We start from the raw sequence: 19,155 nt of genomic DNA, 5'->3' as shown, positions 1-19,155 counted from the left end.
CGGAAAGTTGAGCAGAGAACTTGTGACCCGATCTTTCAACGTCGGTGAGTAGGTGAGTAGCGTGAGCGCAACCGATCCCGCACCGCTGGTCGTCGTGCCGCCGGGGGCCGGGCAGACCGGTGATCTGGGCCCGATCGGGGTCGAATTCAAGCTCTGGGGCCGTGACACCGGTGGGGTGTTGTCGGTCGTCGAGCACCCGTTCCCCGTCGGTGCGCTGGTGCCGCCGCATCTGCATACGCGGGAGGACGAATTCTCGATAGTTACTGAGGGTGCGATCGGATTCCGCTCCGGCGACCGGGAGGCCGTTCTCGAATCCGGCGGATACATCACAAAGCCCCGGGGTGAGATGCACGCGATGTGGAACGCCGGCACCGTCCCGGCGCGCATGATCGAGATCATCAGTCCGGCCGGCTTCGAACATTGCTTCCTGGAAATGTCCGAACTGATCGCCGCAGGCGCACCGGATGCCACCCCGATCGCCGCAATTGCCGAGCGCTACGGTCTGCGATTCGGCGAACCCGACTGGTTGCCCGACGTGATCGCCCGATACGCCCTGCCACCGTCGTGAGCCTCGACGCATGCGGTGTCGTTCACCGGTCCGGGAACGCACGAGCACTCACCCCCAGATCGACAGTCACACAAGGGATTTCGATCCTATCTAAACACAGGCCCGGTTCACCGCGAGCGCCCTCGTCGCTTACCACCTGCGCGCCCGCTCCGGCCAAGCGCTGAGAGGGTGTGCCGCGCGACCACCACCGGCGGATCGCGCGGACACCCGACTTTTGCCGGCTGCGGGGGCTTACGGTGCGGTAGGAGCGGGTTCGGCGGCCGGGTAGTAGTACATCTCACGGCGCAAGCGTTCGAAGTCCGGCTCCGGCGCGCGGGAACCGGAGGTTTGGGTGTGCCGATCGCTGTCGGGCACCCACCGCGCCATGTTCGTCACGCTTTCGTAGATCGACTCGTATTTCTTCCCCAGGCCGGACAGGCCGGGAAGGCTCCGGAAAAGCTTGGGGATGTAGCGGGTCAGCGCGTCGAGTTGGGCGCGTTGCTCGGTCAGTTGGCGCTGCACTTGCTCGATGGCTTCTTCGCGGGTGCAGCCGGTCTCGTGGCGGATGGCTCTGACCAAGTTGTAGGGGACTTGGTCTGCCTCGTCCTGATCGATTCCCACCAGGTCGTTCTTCACGAAGGCCACGAAGAAGGCGAGTTCTTCGAGGCGGCGGATTGTGGGGTGGTTGCGCACTGCCGGTGGTAGTTCTCGGTCGTTGTGTAACTCCAATATGGCTATGGCGGTTTCGAATCCGCTGGTCGACCTGCGCAGTGGCAGGTAGTCGACCGTGGCGGGAATGTAGCCGTTGAGACGATGGTGTGTTTCGCGTTCGGCGGCTTCGAACCACGCCTCGAGGTCGTCGAGGAACTTCTCCTGCCAGCGGGTGCTGCGGCCCTCACGCAGGCGTGGCCACAAACTCGCCCAGGCCGTCGGGAGCGCGCCGGACCTCCACGGTTTCTCCGGGTCCTGGCGCAGCGTCGCCACCATGCCACGCCTCAGCGCGGTGATTTTTTCGGGGTCGGTCAGCTGCGGATCCTCGAACAGGTCATCCCACAGCAAGCACAGCGTGCCCAGGCCGACGGCGGACTGTTCATGGGCCGCCTCCTTGGGGGCCATGACCGGAAACACGGTTTCCATCAGCTGGAACGATCCTGCCCACCGGCGGTGGTCCAACTCGGCCGGGGAGGCGGCGAGGCCGGTATCCACCAGCCAACTTTTCACCCATCGATCGACCTCTGGCGGGAGCCCCTCACCACGGTGGTTCTGGAGTACCTGCGTCGAGGGCTGCGAGACTGCGGGCAGCGGAGTTCGCCGATCGAGTGCGGACCGAGCAAAAGCTTTCATCGCGTCGCGGGCGCGCGGGTCAGCGGCCACAGCGGCGAGCTGACCATCGGCCTGGTCCATGAATTCATCGGCCACCACTTGTGCTTGGTCCACGGCGCCGGAGGCTATAACGATCCTCCGGACGCGTGTGGCTTCCTCACTGGTCAGGGCTCTGCCCAACAGTCGGGCAAAGCCCTGATCGCGGGCAACTGTGCGGATCACGGGAAGTGTGTAGATGCCCTCGGGCAGATCCGCGTTGACCGGCTTGCCCATTTCTTCGACGGTCGAGGTCAAATCGAGGATGTCATCGCGCAACTGGTAGGCCAGCCCGAAGTATCGGCCGAACCCGGCCAGCGCCTCTTGTTCCTGATCGTCGCGCCCGGCCTGCATCGCGCCCACCCGGCATGCCAGCGACAGCAGAGCCGCTGTTTTGCCGTCGATCGCGTCCAGGTAGGACTGCTCGCTGCGGGAGGCCACATAGCGGTCGGCGGCCTCGATCACCATGCCCGCGCACATCTGCTCACCCGTGTTCGCACCCGCGAGAGCTTCTCGCTGGCCGATTTCGGCCAGCATGCGCGCGCTCGCGAATATCGCTGAGTCCCCACCTAATACAACGAGATGCGAACCCCAGACCGCATTGGCGCTGGGATGGCCTCGGCGCTGGTAGGCGTGATCGATGACGTCGTCGTGGTAGAGCGATCCCAGATGCAGCAACTCCACGGCCGCGGCGGCATGCACTACCCGGTCGTCGGCCGGGACGGCGGGATCGGTGAGCAGGTAGTACGACAACAACGTCAAAGTAGGACGCACCAGACGCCGAGGGCTGTCGGGCCCTTCGTCGGTGAGTACGGCCAGCTCGGGCCTGCCAGGCAACTGCACGAGGCCGAGAACGTCACGGACGCGGTCCAGATCCGCCTCCAGATGCGGGAAGACAGCCGAATCTATTTCACGTGGCATGCGGGCACTCCTGACTGGTTCACATCCGACATCGACACACGCCGATGATCAGTGAAATTTGACACCACTTTCACGTGGAAGGGGTTGGTATCGAACGATTTTGAGCACGACCGCCTCGAGGCGTACGGGTTCGAGATGTTCGGTTCGTCGGCTGACCGGCTCGGCCGCCTGGTCAGCCGACGGCTGCGGTGATCTTGCGAGCCATCTCGGCCACGGCGGGGTCGGGTTGCCCCTTGTGGGGCTGGGTGGCGGCGTCGGAGACGCCGAGCAGCCGGGCGACACGACCTGTCGTCATAGCTCCGGGCAGTTCGCGGTAGCACGAACTGAGCCCGGCTAAGATTCGCCTATGCGTTCGATTGATGCGGCCCAGCGGCGAGCCAGGCTCGGGGTCAGGCACCGTCTGGCCACTGCCTCCAGGACCGATGACGTCACCGATATCGCCCAGTCTCTGGTCGTTCTGCACGCGACCGACCCGGGCACGGTGTTCCTATCACTCGGTGCCCGCAGCCACACCGCGACGCCCGCGCACGTCGAGCAGGCGCTGTACGAGGACCGCACGCTGCTGCGGCTGCTCGCTATGCGGCGCACCATGTTCATCGCGCCGGTGGAGCTGTTGCCGGTGCTACAGGCGTCGTGCGCAGACGCGCTTGCCGAGAAGCAACGGCGCACCTACAGCAGGTTCATCGAGGTAGCCGGTGTGGTCGACGGCGATGTTCGCGAATGGCTCGCTGATGTCGAAGACGAAACCCACAAGGCGCTGCTGGCTCGCGGTGCGGCGACCGGCGCACAGTTGAGCAAGGACGTGCCTCGGTTGCGCACGCAGGTGGATACGTCGCCGGGGAAGTCGTATTCGAAGCCGACCAGCATCACCACCTGGGTGCTCGTGATCCTCGGTGCCGAAGGCCGCATCGTGCGCGGACGCCCCAACGGGGGCTGGACCAGCAGTCAATACACCTGGGCCCCAGTGGAATCGTGGCTGCCGGGTGGTGTCGAGACAATGCCCGCCGACCTCGCCCGCGCCGAGCTGGTCCGAAAGTGGTTGTCCGCCTTCGGACCCGCTCCGATCACAGATATCAAATGGTGGACCGGCTGGCCCCTCGGCGAAGTCCGCAAGGCCCTCGCCCTCCTCGACACCGTCGAGGTAGACCTGGACGGTGCCACCGGAATCCTGCTCGCCGACGATCTCGAGCCGGTCCCCACCCCCGACCCCTGGGTCTCACTACTACCCGCCCTCGACCCCACCCCCATGGGCTGGCAATCCCGCGACTGGTACCTCGGCCCGCACGCGCCAGTCCTGTTCGACAGCAACGGCAATATCGGCCCGAGCATCTGGTGCGACGGCCGCATCATCGGCGGCTGGGCCCAGCGCAAGGACGGCGAAATCGTCTACCGCCTACTGGAAGACGTCGGCTCCGATGCCCGAGCGATGATCGAAGCCGAAGCCGCACGCACCACCACCTGGTTCGGCGATGTCCGCGCCATCCCCCGCTTTCGCACCCCGCTCGAGCGTGAACTCACGGCGTGAGAGGAAGCCGCACTGCCCGCTCCTACATGTCGAGACCGAGGTCGAGCACGCGCACCGAGTGGGTGAGTGCGCCCACCGCCAAGTAGTCGACGCCGGTGCGGGCGTAGTCGGCGGCGTCGGCGAGGGTCAGGCCGCCCGAGGATTCGAGTTCGGTCTGCGGGGCCTTGTTGTCGCGGCGTTGGACCGCAGCCTGGGTCTGCCAGAGTGGAAAGTTGTCCAGCAGTACGAGTTCCACGTTTTCGGCGAGGACCGCGTCCAGTTGTTCGAGGCTGTCGACCTCGACTTCGCAGGCGATGTCGGGCGCCATATCGCGCACCGCGCGCAGGGCGGCGACCACCGAACCGGCGGCGACCGCATGGTTGTCTTTGATCAGCGCCGCGTCGCCGAGACCCATCCGATGATTGACTCCTCCGCCGACCCTGACCGCGTACTTTTGCAGCGCGCGCAGGCCGGGCAGTGTTTTTCGGCTGTCGCGGATCCGGCAGTTCGTGCCCGCGACCTCGTCCACCCAGGCGGCGGTGGCCGTTGCGATGCCGGACAGGTGGCAGACCAGGTTGAGCATGGTGCGCTCAGCGGTGAGCAGACCGCGCGTCGGCGCAACCAGCCCGAGCACCGATTGTCCCGGCGTTACCCGTGTTCCGTCGGCAACCCGGCCGATGATCTGATATTTCCCCGCTCCGATCACCTCGTCGAGGACGAGCAACCCCACATCGAGTCCGGCGACCGTCCCCGGCTGCCGCGACACCACCGACGCCTTCACCACCGCATCCGCCGGAACTGTTGCCGCGGTGGTGATATCGGGCCCATACCGCAGGTCCTCATCCAGTGCGGTCCGAATAAGCGCGAGCACCTCATCGCGCCCGAGTTCACTGTCGAGCCCCATCACTGCACTCCTACTCTCCATGCCCGCACAACCCACGGACAGCATTCAAAAGGCCACGACTCGTGTTCGGAAGCACACCACGGTGGGCACCTCCCGCACATCGGCGTCGGCAGGTGCCACTCGTCGCCCGAGCGGGGGTCATGACGCGCTCGGTAGGGAGTCGCGGGGCCAAGGGTCGGCCACGGCGAATCCGTCGGGGGCTTGGACCGGTTGGCCTTCCGAGCCGAGACGGAATGCGACGCTGTATCGCAGATGTTCCGTCGACTCCGGGTGGTCGTCGCGGGTATGGCAGCCACGGCTTTCGGTGCGCGCCGCCGCGGCGAGCAGTAGCACTCGGGCGGTCAACGTCAGTGCGGCATCTTCGAAATCGTTGATACGTTGCGCCGCAACACTATTAGGGGTCCGATCCTGAAGACCAGGTAGCGCCGCAACGCCGTTGGGCACCGCTTGCACCGTCGCATCGTCGAGCGCTGCGATGCGGTCACTTGTTGCTGAATCGCCGGATCCGTGGCCCCTGCGCGTCACGCGGTGCAGGACCGCGGCCTCCAGTTTACGTGTCGCATCGGACAGGCCAGCGGCCTCGCGGACGACGGAGCCGTGCGCGGTCATCAACTGCTGCACCAGTGTTCGGTCGACGCGAGGTACCGCGCGCAGCGGAATTTCCGTGATGGGTACTTCTTCGCCGAGCCGTTCGGCGGCGGCGACTCCGGCGCGTTCGCCGACCACCAACCCTTCCAGGAGGCTGTTGGAGCCGAGGCGGTTGGCGCCGTGCAGGCCGGTTCGCGCCACCTCGCCCGCGGCGTACAAGCCGGGAACAGCGGTGCGACCGTGCGTGTCGGTGACTACGCCGCCACATTGGTAGTGCGCGGCGGGGGCGACCGGGATGAGGTCTTTTTGCGGGTCGATGCCCGCGGCCAGGCAGGCGGCGGTGATCGTCGGAAACCGTTGCGGGAAGCCGACTATGGATCGAGCGTCGAGGTACACATGGTCGGTGTCCAGGGCCCGCATTCGTTCGGCGATGGCTCGCGACACCACATCGCGTGGTGCGAGGTCACCGCTCGGGTGCACACCCTCGGTCACCGAATTGCCTTCGGAATCCACCAGTGTCGCGCCCTCGCCCCGAACGGCCTCGCTGATCAGCGGTCTGCGGCCGGTTCCGCCTGGCGTGTAGAGCACCGTGGGGTGGAACTGCACGAATTCGAGGTCGGCGACGGTCGCTCCGGCCCATAAGGCCAGCGCGATGCCGTCCGCGGTCGCGCCCTGCGGGTTGGTGCTGAGCGCGTACAGCTGACCGAGCCCACCGGTGGCCAACAGCACCGCGGGTGCGTGCACGACCCCGAATCCGCGCTCGGACACCGCGATCACGCCCTGAACGCCGCCGGGACCGGTGACGATCTCCAGCGCCGCGGTGCCGAACATGACCGGCAGACCGGCGGCGTTCAGGGCGCGCTGCACCTCCGCACCGGTGGCGTCGCCGCCTGCGTGGATGATCCGTCGAGTGCTGTGCCCGCCTTCGCGGGTGCGCGAGATCTGGCCGTCCCGGCCGAGATCGAACACCGCACCCAGATCCGTCAACGCGGCAACGGCGTCCTGCCCGCCTTCGACGATCGAGCGCACCGCGTCCACATCGCACAGCCCGGCACCGGCCTCGACCGTGTCCTCCACATGGGATTCCACCGAATCCTCTTGCGGCGCAACGACAGCTATCCCACCCTGGGCGTACTGGGTGGAGGTATCGGTGGCTCCGCCTTTGCTGAGGATGAGCACCCGCATGCCGCGCAGCGACGCGGTGCGCGCCGCGGTGAGCCCCGCGACCCCGCCACCGATCACTACCAGGTCCGCTTCAGCCTCCCACTCGATCTCGGGCGGCGCGATTGTCATGCGCCCCGGCCGATCCGGACGAGCGCGTGCCGCACGCTCACCTCGAACGCAGCGGTCATTCCCCACCACCCGAAGTGCCGATCTCGATCATGCGCTGCACCGAATTCCGCGCTAACGCAGCGGTTTCCAAGTCGACATGCACCTCGTCGCGATTCTCCACCAGTGCACGGAGCAAGGCGGCCGGGGTGATCATCTTCATGTACTTGCACGAGGCGCGGTCGTTGACGGCCTGGAAGTCGATGCCGGGGGCGGCCTTGCGCAGTTGGTGCAGCATGCCGACCTCGGTGGCGACGAGCACCTGGCTCGACTTGGCGGCCTTGGCCGCGTCGATCATGCCGCCGGTGGACAGGATGTGCACCCGGTCGGCCGGGAACGAGCCCTCGCCCGCGAGGTACAACGCCGAAGTGGCGCAACCGCATTCGGGGTGTACGAACAGTTCGGCGTCCGGGTGGGTGCGGGCCTGCTCTTGGAGTTCCTCGCCGTTGATGCCCGCGTGCACGTGGCATTCCCCAGCCCAGATCTGCATGTTCTCCCGGCCGGTGACCCGCTTGACGTGCGCGCCCAAGAACTGGTCGGGCAGGAAAAGCACCTCGCGGTCCGGATCGATGGAGGCGACCACGTCGACGGCGTTCGAGGACGTGCAGCAGATGTCGGTGAGTGCCTTCACCGCGGCCGTGGTGTTCACATACGACACCACCACGGCGTTCGGGAATTCGGCCTTCCATGCCCGCAGTTCGTCCGCGGTGATGGAATCGGCGAGCGAACAGCCTGCCCGCTGGTCCGGGATCAGCACGGTCTTCTCCGGGCTGAGGATCTTGGCCGTCTCCGCCATGAAGTGCACCCCACAGAACACGATGGTGTCCTCGGGCGCCTCGGCCGCGATTCGCGACAGTGCCAGCGAGTCACCGACGTGATCGGCCACGTCCTGGATCTCGGGCAGCTGATAGTTGTGCGCGAGAATCGTGGCGTTGCGCTCGCGCGCCAGCCGCTTGATCTCCTGCGCCCACTCGGGCGTCCCGTCGATCCCGGTGAACCCCGATGGCCCGTCGATGACCTGCTCCATCAGCGTGGTGCCAGGCGCGGTCGCGAGCTTCGCTCCCATCGTCACCATGATGGCTCCTTCCTCCATGCGCTCGGCAAGTCCGCCGAATTCGCACCAAACCAGGTTTTCGACTTATAATCGAAAACGTGCCTCATAGTAACACCATCCACGAATCGCTCACCGCGGTGTTCCAGGTTCGGCGCTTCCCCTCCGATATCACCGCAGGTCCCGACCCCGCAGAGCGCGCAGGCGAGGTCACCCAACGCTGCCCACCCGATCAGCGAACCGAACTCGCCGTGCTGCTGTGGCAGCGCGCACTCGACCCACAGAAGGGCACCTGGTCCCTACCGGGCGGGCGGCTGCGCGAGGACGAAGACCTCGACGACTCGGCCCGGCGCCAACTCGCCGAAAAGGTCGACGTGCGAGAGCTGACACACCTCGAGCAGCTGTCGGTCTTCAGCGCCCCCGACCGAGTCCCGCACCCGCGCCGCATCGCCTCGGCCTACCTCGGACTCGTCCCACTCACCGCGGACCCGCAGGTGCCCTCCGACACCGCGTGGCACCCCGTCTCGGCCCTGCCGCCCAACATGTCCTTCGACCACGGCACGGTCGTCGACCACGCCCGCACCCGACTTGCCGCGAAACTCTCCTACACCAACATCGCCTTCGCATTGGCCCCCGACCGCTTCACCATGTCCACCCTTCGCGAAATCTATTGCGCCGCACTCGGCTACGACGTCGACACCACCAACCTGCAACGAGTCCTCACCCGCCGCAGAGTGATCACCCCCACCGGCGCGACCACCGCCCCCGGCCGCGCGGGTGGTCGCCCCGCCGCCGTCTACCGATTCACCGACTCCGGCCTCCGCGTCACCGACGAATTCGCGGCGCTGCGACCTCCGACGTAATCGGCGCGGGCTGGATGGTCCTCTCCACCCCTCAGCTCACTCCGCTGCTCGTGGTCCGAACCCGGCAGACGAATGCAGGACCGCAGCTCGCCACCGTTCAGCTCGAGATGCAAACCGTCCAAAAGGCGGGGCAGGCAGTCCCACCCTTACCGCGGTCCGCTCCCGACTTGATCACCAACGGTGGGAATCCGATGACGCCTGGCACTTGACGTTTCATGACATTGTCGACGAGAAAAATTCACGGCCTCCGACGGGGGCCAACCCGTCGATGAGGTTTGCAGCATGGATTTGCGTGTGTCGGTATTGCGAGGACGTCGGGGCTACCGACGAATAGCGTCGGTTGCCGCGGCCGTCGCGGTCGCGGTCGCGCCGTTGTTCGTTGTCGCTCCGGCGCACGCGGAGGCCACCGTCGAGCGGATCGACCGCACCTCCCCGCAGCAATGGCAGATGTACGTGCACTCCCCCGCGATGAAGCGGACCATTCACCTCGATGTGCTGGTACCCGCGAACCAGTCGGCATCCCGGCCGACCTTGCTGCTACTGGACGGAAACGGGGCGTCGGAATCTCAGTCGGCAAGCACCTGGACGCTGCGCGGCGGCGCCAAGGAGTTCTTCGCCAACAAGCCGGTCAACGTGGTGATGCCGGTCGGCGGCGGGGGAACCTACTACACCGACTGGTTGCAGGATGATCCCAAAATCGGACACCAAAAGTGGGAAACCTTTCTCACCTCGGAGCTGCCCCCGCTGATCGACCGTGAGTTGAAGGGCAACGGGGTCTACGCCGTCGGCGGACTCTCGATGGGAGCGGGAGCGGCAGCCATTCTCGCCGTGCGCCACCCCAAGATGTTCCGAGCCCTGGCAGCCTTCAGCGGTTGCTACTCCACCGACGGTGTCGGCCAACTCTCGGTGCGCCCCGTGGTCGAAGCGAAAGGCGGAAACCCGGACAACATGTGGGGTTCCGCGAGCAGTCCAGAGTGGGACGCGCACGACCCGATGAAACACCTCGACGCACTGCGCGGCAAACCGGTCCACCTCTACGTCGGCACCGGCGTGCCCGGCCTCGATGATGCCCTGTTCGACGGAAAATGGTCGTGGCCCAATGACCCATTTCGGGCGAGCGAGATTGAAAATGTCTCCCATAACTGCACCGCCGCCACCGGGACCGCCATGGGACTCTCTGGTGCCGACGTTTCAACCGACTGGGCCGCCGTCGGCGTCCACTCATGGCCGTACTGGAAGACCGCACTGCCCAAATCCTGGCCGAGTCTGAAGGCGGGCCTCGGCGTCTAGGGCCTGTGTCAAAGTAGATGAGGGCGGGCCTGGTGGCCCGCCCTCACTCGTGTCGAAGCCATTGGTTGATCGCCCAGCGTCACGAATCCTGCGACTGGTTCTTATGTTTCCGCGTCCGGCGATACTGCCGATTACTGGGAACAGGCTGCGCGGCACTGGACCGGCGCAGCGCATCGCGCCGCCGCCACGCCACCAAATCCGGCCGCTCGCCAGCCTGCTCCGGGTACATCCCCGCAAGCACCAATGCCTGGTTGCGTTCGTTCATAGCCAACACCTCCTTCCCGCAGTCGACCTGTCGAACCGACTGCCGATCCACGGTATCCGCGCCAGCAGTTCGCTTTCCACTTATTTATCGGCCCGGACAACACCATCGGGCCTTCTACGACGTTTGACCTTGCGCTGGCTACTGTTACAGCCCAAGGGATTTCGATTCAGCGTTGGTCGGGTGCAGGCGAGGGCTGGGCATGGTCGAGAACGTGGTGTCGAGGGTTCTGTTCGAGGTAACGAGCTCTAGCCTCGGATCAATCGGCAGCTGCCGCGTAGTTGGGGGTGAGCGCGCTCATCGTGCACAACCAGGCGCCAGCCTCGCGGATGAACACCTCGGTGACCCACTCGTCGGCAGTGAACGGCTCGCCACGCCAGGCTCCTCTGTTCGTCCCGTGTGCGAGCACCACTGCCACGTCGCCGAATACCCGCGCCTCGAGCACTTCGAACGCCATCTCAGAGTGTGTCAGATCGCCGGAGGCGACCACCGAAAGGAACTGTTCGCGATTTCCGGGGCCGCCTTCTGGGCCGGTCAGTATCCAGTCGAGCGTGGCGAAACTGCCGATGGCGTCAGCGTCGTTGGCGACAATCGCTACAGCCCATTTGTCGACCAACGCCTGGAATTCATTCTTCGGATCCATACCTCGAGCATCGGCTGATCCCATGCCCCTGTCTTGGACGAACGGAACCTCTTCGCGGAATCCGTCGGCAAAGCTTTGCTGCACAAGCAGGTGATCGCCGCCGACGAGGCCGGGCTATGGACCTTGCAGACCTCGATCTTCCCGGAGAACCGCGCCATATCGGCGCGTTTCTCTTCGTCAGGTTCACCATGCCGTGTTTGTTTACTCAATGTTCGCTTGCCTTCGGAATCGATGGACGTCAATATCGATGCATGTCGAAGTCAAAGCTGACGATCACACCTGTCCAGGCGTGTTCGGCCGCCCCGTTGGCAAGGCAACCACTGTCGCCCGGCGACGCCGCGCAGTTGGCGAGCGCATTCAAGGCGTTGGCCGATCCTGTGCGGTTGCGGTTGTTGAGTTCGATCGCTTCTCGCACGGGCCAGGAGGCATGTGTCTGCGACGTGTCAGATGGATTCGACATCAGCCAGCCGACCATTTCCCATCACCTCAAAGTGCTGCGTGAGGCCGGGCTGCTGATCAGCGAGCGGCGAGCCTCCTGGGTGTACTACAGGGTCGTTCCTGAAGCACTGCAACGCCTCTCGGATGTCTTGCTGATCGAAAGCGGCGCGGGAGTGAGCGCGTGAGCTCGGAAACGGCTACCGCCGAACACGGCGTCGTCGGCAAACTGTCCACCCTGGACCGGTTCCTGCCGGTATGGATCGGCGTCGCGATAGCCGCCGGACTACTACTCGGCCGGATGATCCCCGGACTGGGTGACGCGTTGAGCGCGGTCGAGATCGACGGGATTTCGCTGCCGATCGCGATCGGACTGCTGATCATGATGTACCCGGTACTGGCGAAGGTCCGCTATGACCGCCTCGATACCGTGACCGGCGACCGCAAGCTTTTGGTTGGTTCGCTGGTATTGAACTGGGTGCTCGGTCCCGCGCTGATGTTTGCCCTTGCGTGGCTGCTGCTGCCGGATCTGCCCGAATACCGGACCGGCCTGATCATCGTCGGTCTCGCCCGCTGCATCGCGATGGTGATCATCTGGAACGACCTCGCCTGCGGAGACCGTGAAGCCGCTGCGGTGCTGGTCGCGTTGAACTCGGTGTTCCAGGTGATCATGTTCGCCGTGCTCGGCTGGTTCTACCTCTCGGTGCTGCCCGGCCGGCTCGGCCTCGAACAGACCACGATCGACACCTCACCATGGCAAATCGCGAAATCAGTACTGATCTTCCTCGGCATCCCCTTGTTGGCGGGGTTCCTCACCCGCCGCTTCGGCGAACGCACCGAAGGCCGTGACTGGTACGAAGCGAAGTTCCTCCCGAAGATCGGGCCGTGGGCGCTCTACGGGTTACTGTTCACGATCGTGATTCTGTTTGCGCTGCAAGGCAAGCAGATCACCTCCCAGCCGCTGGATGTCGTGCGAATCGCGATCCCGCTGCTGGCCTACTTCGCGATCATGTGGGGCGGCGGCTACCTCCTCGGTGCGGCTATGGACCTCGGCTACCGGCGCACGACCACGCTGGCGTTCACGGCTGCGGGCAACAACTTCGAGCTCGCCATCGCCGTCGCGATCGCCACCTACGGCGCCACCTCTGGGCAAGCCCTCGCCGGAGTCGTCGGGCCACTGATCGAGGTCCCTGTCCTCGTCGGCCTGGTCTACGTGTCCCTCGCACTGCGCAGCCGATTTCGGGCGGCCCCCGCTGCTACCACCGCTACGGAAGGGGCGTCGCAGCAGTGAGCACGACACCTGCCGTGCTGTTCGTCTGCGTCAAGAACGGCGGCAAATCCCAGATATCGAAAGGCGTTGTCTTCCATGGTTTCCAAGCCCAGCGTCCTGTTCGTCTGTGTCCACAACGCCGGACGCTCCCAGATGGCCGCCGGATTCCTCGCCCACCTCGCCGGTGATGGCATCGAGGTCCGCTCTGCGGGCAGCGCACCAGCCGACACCATCAACCCGGCCGCCGTTGAAGCGATGGCCGAACTCGGCATCGACATCTCCAACCAATCCCCGAAGATCCTCACCTACGACACGGTCGAAGCCTCCGACGTCGTCATCACCATGGGCTGCGGCGATACCTGCCCAGTCTTCCCCGGTGTCAGCTACCGGGATTGGGTCCTCGACGACCCAGCGGGTAAAGGCCTCGAAGCCATACGGCCCATTCGTGATCAGATCAAAGCGCGCGTAGCGGATCTGATTGGCGAGTTGCTACCGCCCCGAATCCTCACAGACAAAGGCCCTGGATAGCGGAGGGTCCGCTACAACAGTGGCAATTTGTTTCACATCCGGTGAGCCTTCTGGCCATGGTTTCGACGGAATACCTTGCAAATTCGCGCGTTCCACAAACTTCTGGACCTGTACCGCTCGCCGGTTCAGGTCGAGCCATTTACCCCATGCGGTCTGCTCGACTTCCACGCCGAGATCCATCCGCTAATTCCCCACGTTGATGCCTCCGTTTCTCGTCTATGCGCGTTCTCGGTCCGAGTCTCATCTCATCGGCCGAGGTAGAGGCTCGCGCAAGGAAGGCGCGGAAATCCGCTCGTATCGCCGGGGATCACGTTCACAGCGTCGACGTAATGACGTGATCGGTGGTCTTCGACGAAGCATAGTGCCGCAGTCAGGCACGCGGCGAAATCCATTCGCACGCCATGCAGGAATACGCTCAGGTGAACATCCTTTTCGTCCGGCATCGGGGATCCGTTGGCACTCATAGTGTTTCCGTGTCTCGGACGCTGATCGGCCGTGCGGGGAGAGCTTCCAGCTTGTCGAGGTCGTCGTACCATTCGGGCCAACCGTTCGCGTCAACCGCACAGACCATCCCATCTGTCATGTGCAAGGTCGGCCGACTATCCACCGGAGCCAGCTCGAGCTTCGCGCGAGTGTCCTCATGGAACACCGTGAGCAGTTCCCGCACAGACGAGGCGATTTCGCCTTCGGGCATATGTGCCACGACGTCATCGGACACGAGCCACCGCCCGCACCTTGCCCGGTCCCAAACACGCACGAACCGACTCGATGACCAAAAGACCAGAAGGTCGGAAGGTGTCACGCGGGGGTTCGATCCATCGCCTGATCGCACCGGATTGCGCGGTCGGGGACGGCAACGCCACCGTGCCACCGTCGCGGGTCACAGACACGTTGTGCCGGAACAGATCCGCGAACAACGGCACATCATCGGGCACATCGGGTCGGTAGGGTCGACCACGAGCGCGGTGCCGGGATTGCTCCCGGTCCGTTTCTTGTGGCCGCCCTCCGAACCGGACGTGCGAGTTTCCCCGCATCCGGCTCTCCATGGACATCATGCTGATGTGCCTGCTTCGAGTAATGCCGCTGGGACGGTCCATGGTGTCGGGATCGCGTAACCCCGGTATCGGTATCGTTCGATCACGATGTCCTGGGGGTTATAGAGCGCGGTTCCATTCTCTTCTGGGCGGTGCGCCGGATACCCGGTCAGGTAGCGGCGCTTGATCTTTCGCCAACCCAGGCCTCGGTGTCTCACACGAAGCCACCGAATGACCGACTTCCACAAATAGCTGTAGAGATATCGGTAGGTGGCGGCGGAAACTCCGTGTCGGAAATATCGACACCAACCCCGAACCACAGTGTTCAGGTGTTTGAGGAGATGTTCGAGCGACATATAGGGTGACCCTGATCTGCGGGTGATATACCGGACTTTGCCGACGATCGAAGCCAACGACTTCTTCGACGGGTAGGTATAGATCACCTTCCGGGTTGTGCCCGCCTTCGTTCGGCGCTGGATGCGCCAGCCGAGGAAGTCGAACCCTTCATCCATATGCAGCACACAGGTTTTCGGCTCCGACAGCTGTAATCCCATCGGTGCCAGTATTTGCGCGACTTCGATTCTGGCGTGTTCGGCATGATGCTGTTCGCCGTTGACCAGGACCACGAAATCGTCCGCGTAACGGACGATCCGGTAGGTCGCGCCCCCTGTCCGGCGCAGATAATTGCGCCGACCTCTGGCCCGCGTCCCAGTGTCCCCGCCGATAGCGTCCCATTTGTGCTGGTAATGCTCGTCCAGCACGGACGGGCGATATTCGCCAGTAGCGGGGACAGGATGCCGCCTTGCGGGGTCCCCGTGGAGGTGTCCCGATCCAGGCCGTCCTCAGACAGAATGCCCGACTTCAGGAACGACTTGACCAGGGCAAGAACACGTTTGTCTGCAATCCGGTGACGCATCCGGCCCATCAGAGCCGTGTGGTCGATCCGGTCGAAACACGCCTCGATATCGGCTTCGAGCACCCACCTATAACCCTGAGTCCCGAAGTGATAGATCTCGGCGATCGCGTCCTGAGCGCGCCTTCTCGGCCGAAACCCATACGAGCTGGGCTGGAAATCGGCCTCGAAGATCGGCTCCAACACCAACTTCAGCGACGCCTGAACGATCCGGTCCGCTGCCGTTGGTATCCCCAACCGGCGTTTCTTCAACGGGTTTCCCGGTTTCGGGATCAACTTTTCCCGAACCCGATCAGGACGAAAACTTCTGTCCCTCAACTCGGTTCGAATACTCGACAACAAGACTGTCGAGTCTTTCGGGATCTCGCGGGGGACTATCCCGTCGACCCCGGCCGTTCGGCCACCCTTGTTGTCGTGCACCCGTTCCCAGGCATGTGTCAGAAACGCCGGATCGTGCACAAGGTTGTGCAGATCATCGAAAACACGGCCCGGGTCCCGGACCGCCCACCAGTGCAGTTTGGCCTGCATCCGCCGTACTCGTGTCCAGGCTTCGTCGAAGTCCGGCCATGATTCACCCGAATTCACAAGTGCCTCCGACCATTACAATCCCCTCCCGCGATATCCACTGGCGTCCTTCGCCATGTGAACGGCTTTCCCGTTCTCGGACTACTACGACGCCTCCGTCCCATCCGCGCCCCAACAGCTGACGACGAGCCTGCCCGCGATCGGTCGATGGATTCGACCGTCCCGCGGGCGGGACGGGATGGTTCCCACGTTCACTGCTATCCATTCGGAACAGGAGGTGGCCAGCTCTGCCCCTGCGGCACCGTCACGGTTACGCCGCAGACATTCACCGTGACCTCCGACCGAGCCTCATCTATCTCGGTTGAGGAGTTCCCCACCCAACGAATTGAATGGGTGCGCACCGCGATTCAGCCCATATCCACCGAATTCGAGCTGACGGCTTTCTTGAGGGGCTTTACGCACTGGTTCCTTGCGTCCACCTTTGTTCCACGCTTGCCGGACCCGCCCCATTCGGCAGTGCTGGCACGTCCCGGCTTTGTCAGGGCTGCTTCCCGCCCTCCCCGGCGTCTCCCGGATCAGACTGCCCTCAGCTACAGCAAACATGCTGCGACACAATCACTTCGGAGTCATTTCACCTCCAATATGGATAACAGCGCCTCGTGGCGCACAATGAGAAATGACCATCTGTTCGACCGAGGATGCGACACAATCGGACCGATCGCCGCTCCGCGTCGACCCATGTCATGTTTGACCGATTGGCCCAGTGATGCGGGCATCGTCAACGCCCCGACGTGCGCTGCTTGCATGACGATGCGCCCCAGACTCGGCGGGTCGAGGTTGGCGGGCAAATCACACACCCTGCGGTAGAACAGGCACCGGGACACCGGGGTGTCTCCGAACGGAATGTGTTCCATCACAAGACCTCTGCTCGCGGCAGCGGGGTTGGTGCGCCCGATGCCGGAGGGCTCGACACCCCGGCACCGGGACGATTCAGCGGTGCGGTCCCTTCTCGAAGGGCATACGCGACGGCTCCGAGTAGCTCGGTGTTCGTTTCGCCTACATAGGCGTTGGGTGGCCCGGTGAACGGGTCTCGTTGTGGAAGCTCGTTGTTCGGCATCTGCCGACCTCCGGGGCATCGACTGTGGTTTAGGTGCACCAGGCGGGTCACTGGTAGTCGCCGGTTCCGCCTGGTGCAACCCAGTTCATCACCACGTCAGGGGTTGTTGGAACGTTCCGAACCTGCAAATCCGGGTTTTCCTGTTAAGTTCCAAATCGGCTGGCAGACTGAGGTTCCAATATGAGCCCCGAGGTTCCAAAACGGGCAGTGATCGTTAGCAACCCACCGGAGATGCGCCCATGACGACTGGTTCAACCCTCCCCTTGCGGCTACTCGCTCGTCAGTTGCGAGACCTTCGTGCCAAGGCAGGTGTTAGCGCGGAATCGGCACGGCAAGACATCGGCGTATCCAAGCAAACGTTCTGGCGCATGGAAAACGCGATGCCGACCAAACTGAACCCACTCTTCTTGAAACGGCTATGTGAGTTGTACGAGGTGGCGGATGAGCGACGGGCGGTGATTCTCACCTTGGCCGAGGAATCGCGAAAGCGGGGGTGGTGGCATACGTTCGATGACGCGATCCCCAAGACCTTCGGCCTGTTCGTCGGCCTGGAGGATGCCGCGCATCGGATCATAAGCTTTCAAACCACGCTCTTGCCGGGTCTGCTCCACACCAGGGAGTACCGACGGGCATTGATCTGGACTGAGTATCCGAATATGCGGACGGAGGACGTAGAGACAGCGGTGGAGATCGGCGCACGTCGACAAGCGCGGCTGACGAACAAGAGCAACCCGCTCACGCTGGACGTGTTCGTGGACGAGTCGACCCTACGGCGTGTCACAGGCAACACCGAGATCATGGCGGATCAGATGAGGCGCCTAGCAGAGGTCGGGCAACTCCCGAACATCTCGATTCGTGTGATCCCCGGGTCTGCGGGCACGTATCGGGCCGTCGTGGTTGGTGCGTTTGTGCTGCTGGAGTTCCCGCCTCATCCCACTGCGTACTTGACGGAACCCCCCGTCGTGTACGTGCAGGGCTTCACCGGTGACTTATATCTAGAGCGCCCCGAAGAGATCGAGACGTATCGTGAGGTTTGCACAGACCTTCGGCGTCTGTCGGCAGATGAGGCCGAGAGCCGTGCTCTCATTCTCGAAATAGCAGAGGAGTACACAGCGTGAACGTTGACCTGTCCGGGGCACGTTGGTTCAAAAGCACACGGAGCAGTGGCACGAAAGACTGTGTGGAGGTCGCGCACCTGGACGACGGCTCGGTCGGCGTGCGCGACTCCAAGAATCCTGGCGGGCCCGCGCTGGTCTTCACTCCCGGCGAGTGGGATGCCTTCACGGGTGGCGTGACCGACGGGGAGTTCAATCGCCCCTGATCTACTGATGTACAGAAGGCCTCGGAGTCGCTCCGGGGCCTTTTTGTGCCGGATGCCAGCTCGACGCAAACGTTCTGGCGCATGGAAATCGCTGTGCCACTGCCTACTTGACGGAACCGTTAGTGGACACGAGAGTCTGCCCGGTGGCGGACACGAGATATAACACGGTGGCGGACAGCGATTCTCCCCAGCCTGCGATTCGTTTTGACGGTGGGCGTTGGGTCGATGGATTGTCGATCTAGCCGGTCTTGGGAGTTTGTTCGATCAGGGTTTCGGTGGCTCGGTCGAGCAGGTCGGTGAACTGTTTGTGCTCGGCAGGGGTGAACTTGTCGAGGAATGCTTTTTCGAGCACGTTGACTTTTTGGTAGGCCCCTTCGAGGACGCGCTGACCGTCATCGGTGAGGGCGGCGATCATGACCTTGGCGTGCACGGGTGAGGGCTGCCGATCGATGAGGCCCTTGTTCTGCATGCCGGTGAGTACGGTGGCCATGCTCTGCTGGGTGACGCCGCAGGCGCGGGCCAGTTGCGCACCGGACAGGTCTCCACCGCGAGAGAGGGTGAGCAGCACCGCGTACTGGGTCATGGTCAGCCGGTAGGTTCGCAGAACCGCCTCGTGGTGGGCCATCAGGGCTTGTTCGGTGCGGCGGATCCTGGTGCACAGGTATTCCTCAGCGGACATATCCACGGTATATCAACTCCCTAACTTGACTCAGGCATCTGATACTCGCTACCTTCGGCAATATCAGGATAC

General features: G+C 64.0%; 20 protein-coding genes and 2 pseudogenes. 10 read left to right on the top strand and 12 right to left on the bottom strand.

The features are described from left to right. Positions 1–61: 61 nt before the first annotated feature. The gene (locus tag ACLMAJ_RS10970; RefSeq protein WP_412013476.1) at positions 62–568 is read left to right on the top strand and encodes a cupin domain-containing protein; all 507 of its coding nucleotides are present in this window, start codon (positions 62–64) and stop codon (positions 566–568) included. Positions 569–799: 231 nt separating this feature from the next. On the opposite strand, the gene ACLMAJ_RS10965 is transcribed toward ACLMAJ_RS10970, so the two are convergent. Next, on the bottom strand, positions 800–2,827 hold the full coding sequence (locus ACLMAJ_RS10965) for a polyprenyl synthetase family protein (RefSeq protein ID WP_412013475.1): 2,028 nt from the start codon (positions 2,825–2,827) through the stop codon (positions 800–802). Positions 2,828–2,999: 172 nt separating this feature from the next. Next, a complete protein-coding gene (locus ACLMAJ_RS10960; protein ID WP_412013474.1) occupies positions 3,000–3,122 on the bottom strand; it encodes a hypothetical protein in 123 nt (40 codons plus the stop codon). 51 nt (positions 3,123–3,173) lie between these two features. On the opposite strand from ACLMAJ_RS10960, the gene ACLMAJ_RS10955 reads away from it, so the two are divergent. Continuing rightward, positions 3,174–4,352, top strand: coding sequence for a winged helix DNA-binding domain-containing protein (locus ACLMAJ_RS10955; protein WP_412013473.1), 1,179 nt, complete (start codon positions 3,174–3,176; stop codon positions 4,350–4,352). A gap of 22 nt (positions 4,353–4,374) precedes the next feature. On the opposite strand, the gene nadC is transcribed toward ACLMAJ_RS10955, so the two are convergent. From nadC to nadA, 3 genes are all read right to left on the bottom strand, one after another. Beyond that, positions 4,375–5,235: a carboxylating nicotinate-nucleotide diphosphorylase gene (nadC, locus tag ACLMAJ_RS10950; protein ID WP_412013472.1), complete on the bottom strand. Its 861-nt coding sequence runs from the start codon at positions 5,233–5,235 to the stop codon at positions 4,375–4,377. Between the two features lie 138 nt (positions 5,236–5,373). Then, positions 5,374–7,116, bottom strand: coding sequence for an L-aspartate oxidase (locus ACLMAJ_RS10945; protein ID WP_412013471.1), 1,743 nt, complete (start codon positions 7,114–7,116; stop codon positions 5,374–5,376). Between the two features lie 55 nt (positions 7,117–7,171). After that, positions 7,172–8,179, bottom strand: a complete 1,008-nt coding sequence (gene nadA, locus ACLMAJ_RS10940; RefSeq protein WP_412013677.1) for a quinolinate synthase NadA — start codon at positions 8,177–8,179, stop codon at positions 7,172–7,174. 125 nt (positions 8,180–8,304) lie between these two features. Here nadA and ACLMAJ_RS10935 point away from each other — a divergent pair, with 125 nt between their 5' ends. Then, positions 8,305–9,066 carry an NUDIX hydrolase gene (locus ACLMAJ_RS10935; protein ID WP_412013470.1) on the top strand — a complete coding sequence of 254 codons (762 nt, stop codon included), beginning with the start codon at positions 8,305–8,307 and terminating at the stop codon, positions 9,064–9,066. Positions 9,067–9,348: 282 nt separating this feature from the next. Beyond that, on the top strand, positions 9,349–10,356 hold the full coding sequence (locus ACLMAJ_RS10930; protein WP_412013469.1) for an alpha/beta hydrolase: 1,008 nt from the start codon (positions 9,349–9,351) through the stop codon (positions 10,354–10,356). Between the two features lie 79 nt (positions 10,357–10,435). On the opposite strand, the gene ACLMAJ_RS10925 is transcribed toward ACLMAJ_RS10930, so the two are convergent. Together ACLMAJ_RS10925 and ACLMAJ_RS10920 are read right to left on the bottom strand one after the other, a co-directional pair. Then, entirely contained in the window at positions 10,436–10,621 is a 186-nt protein-coding gene (locus tag ACLMAJ_RS10925; RefSeq protein ID WP_412013468.1) for a hypothetical protein, read from the bottom strand. A gap of 256 nt (positions 10,622–10,877) precedes the next feature. Next, positions 10,878–11,261: a nuclear transport factor 2 family protein gene (locus ACLMAJ_RS10920; protein WP_412013467.1), complete on the bottom strand. Its 384-nt coding sequence runs from the start codon at positions 11,259–11,261 to the stop codon at positions 10,878–10,880. A gap of 63 nt (positions 11,262–11,324) precedes the next feature. Between ACLMAJ_RS10920 and ACLMAJ_RS10915 the strand changes: the two are divergent. The 4 genes and pseudogenes from ACLMAJ_RS10915 to ACLMAJ_RS10900 form a co-directional block, all read left to right on the top strand. Then, positions 11,325–11,444 (top strand): annotated as a pseudogene (locus tag ACLMAJ_RS10915) (ArsR family transcriptional regulator); the annotation flags it as partial. Positions 11,445–11,512: 68 nt separating this feature from the next. Further along, positions 11,513–11,884 (top strand): ArsR/SmtB family transcription factor, encoded by a 372-nt coding sequence (locus tag ACLMAJ_RS10910; protein WP_412013466.1) that lies wholly within the window; start codon positions 11,513–11,515, stop codon positions 11,882–11,884. Continuing rightward, entirely contained in the window at positions 11,881–12,987 is a 1,107-nt protein-coding gene (arsB, locus tag ACLMAJ_RS10905) for an ACR3 family arsenite efflux transporter (RefSeq protein ID WP_412013465.1), read from the top strand. The genes ACLMAJ_RS10910 and arsB overlap by 4 nt, the downstream gene beginning before the upstream one ends. Positions 12,988–13,062: 75 nt before the next feature. Continuing rightward, a complete protein-coding gene (locus tag ACLMAJ_RS10900) occupies positions 13,063–13,494 on the top strand; it encodes an arsenate reductase ArsC (protein ID WP_412013464.1) in 432 nt (143 codons plus the stop codon). Positions 13,495–13,739: 245 nt separating this feature from the next. On the opposite strand, the gene ACLMAJ_RS10895 is transcribed toward ACLMAJ_RS10900, so the two are convergent. The 4 genes and pseudogenes from ACLMAJ_RS10895 to ACLMAJ_RS10880 form a co-directional block, all read right to left on the bottom strand. After that, a complete protein-coding gene (locus ACLMAJ_RS10895) occupies positions 13,740–13,937 on the bottom strand; it encodes a hypothetical protein (RefSeq protein ID WP_412013463.1) in 198 nt (65 codons plus the stop codon). Positions 13,938–13,954: 17 nt separating this feature from the next. After that, a complete protein-coding gene (locus ACLMAJ_RS10890; protein ID WP_412013462.1) occupies positions 13,955–14,212 on the bottom strand; it encodes a hypothetical protein in 258 nt (85 codons plus the stop codon). Between the two features lie 333 nt (positions 14,213–14,545). Then, on the bottom strand, positions 14,546–15,289 hold the full coding sequence (locus ACLMAJ_RS10885) for a group II intron maturase-specific domain-containing protein (RefSeq protein WP_412013461.1): 744 nt from the start codon (positions 15,287–15,289) through the stop codon (positions 14,546–14,548). 65 nt (positions 15,290–15,354) lie between these two features. After that, a pseudogene (locus ACLMAJ_RS10880) lies at positions 15,355–15,834 on the bottom strand (reverse transcriptase domain-containing protein); the annotation flags it as partial. A gap of 1,488 nt (positions 15,835–17,322) precedes the next feature. On the opposite strand from ACLMAJ_RS10880, the gene ACLMAJ_RS10875 reads away from it, so the two are divergent. Then, positions 17,323–18,201 (top strand): helix-turn-helix domain-containing protein, encoded by an 879-nt coding sequence (locus ACLMAJ_RS10875; protein ID WP_412013460.1) that lies wholly within the window; start codon positions 17,323–17,325, stop codon positions 18,199–18,201. Next, positions 18,198–18,404 (top strand): DUF397 domain-containing protein, encoded by a 207-nt coding sequence (locus ACLMAJ_RS10870; protein ID WP_412013459.1) that lies wholly within the window; start codon positions 18,198–18,200, stop codon positions 18,402–18,404. Before ACLMAJ_RS10875 ends, ACLMAJ_RS10870 begins: the two co-directional genes overlap by 4 nt. A gap of 238 nt (positions 18,405–18,642) precedes the next feature. Here ACLMAJ_RS10870 and ACLMAJ_RS10865 read toward each other — a convergent pair whose 3' ends face one another. Further along, positions 18,643–19,083 carry a MarR family winged helix-turn-helix transcriptional regulator gene (locus tag ACLMAJ_RS10865; RefSeq protein ID WP_412013458.1) on the bottom strand — a complete coding sequence of 147 codons (441 nt, stop codon included), beginning with the start codon at positions 19,081–19,083 and terminating at the stop codon, positions 18,643–18,645. Positions 19,084–19,155 lie beyond the last annotated feature (72 nt).

Source organism: Nocardia arseniciresistens (assembly GCF_046764875.1).
In the GTDB taxonomy this organism is placed as follows: Bacteria; Actinomycetota; Actinomycetes; order Mycobacteriales; family Mycobacteriaceae; genus Nocardia; species Nocardia arseniciresistens.
Note: the sequence above shows the minus strand (reverse complement) of the source record. Positions and strands in the feature narration are given on the sequence as shown.

Bases quoted from the DNA above. Each gene is read 5' to 3' on its own strand.
- ACLMAJ_RS10965 (WP_412013475.1), bottom strand. From the start codon at position 2,827: ATGCCACGTGAAATAGATTCGGCTGTCTTCCCGCATCTGGAGGCGGAT.
- ACLMAJ_RS10960 (WP_412013474.1), bottom strand. From the start codon at position 3,122: ATGACGACAGGTCGTGTCGCCCGGCTGCTCGGCGTCTCCGACGCCGCC.
- ACLMAJ_RS10955 (WP_412013473.1), top strand. From the start codon at position 3,174: ATGCGTTCGATTGATGCGGCCCAGCGGCGAGCCAGGCTCGGGGTCAGG.
- nadC (WP_412013472.1), bottom strand. From the start codon at position 5,235: ATGGGGCTCGACAGTGAACTCGGGCGCGATGAGGTGCTCGCGCTTATT.
- ACLMAJ_RS10945 (WP_412013471.1), bottom strand. From the start codon at position 7,116: ATGACAATCGCGCCGCCCGAGATCGAGTGGGAGGCTGAAGCGGACCTG.
- nadA (WP_412013677.1), bottom strand. From the start codon at position 8,179: ATGGAGCAGGTCATCGACGGGCCATCGGGGTTCACCGGGATCGACGGG.
- ACLMAJ_RS10930 (WP_412013469.1), top strand. From the start codon at position 9,349: ATGGATTTGCGTGTGTCGGTATTGCGAGGACGTCGGGGCTACCGACGA.
- ACLMAJ_RS10925 (WP_412013468.1), bottom strand. From the start codon at position 10,621: ATGAACGAACGCAACCAGGCATTGGTGCTTGCGGGGATGTACCCGGAG.
- ACLMAJ_RS10920 (WP_412013467.1), bottom strand. From the start codon at position 11,261: ATGGATCCGAAGAATGAATTCCAGGCGTTGGTCGACAAATGGGCTGTA.
- ACLMAJ_RS10910 (WP_412013466.1), top strand. From the start codon at position 11,513: ATGTCGAAGTCAAAGCTGACGATCACACCTGTCCAGGCGTGTTCGGCC.
- ACLMAJ_RS10900 (WP_412013464.1), top strand. From the start codon at position 13,063: ATGGTTTCCAAGCCCAGCGTCCTGTTCGTCTGTGTCCACAACGCCGGA.
- ACLMAJ_RS10895 (WP_412013463.1), bottom strand. From the start codon at position 13,937: ATGCCGGACGAAAAGGATGTTCACCTGAGCGTATTCCTGCATGGCGTG.
- ACLMAJ_RS10875 (WP_412013460.1), top strand. From the start codon at position 17,323: ATGACGACTGGTTCAACCCTCCCCTTGCGGCTACTCGCTCGTCAGTTG.
- ACLMAJ_RS10865 (WP_412013458.1), bottom strand. From the start codon at position 19,083: ATGTCCGCTGAGGAATACCTGTGCACCAGGATCCGCCGCACCGAACAA.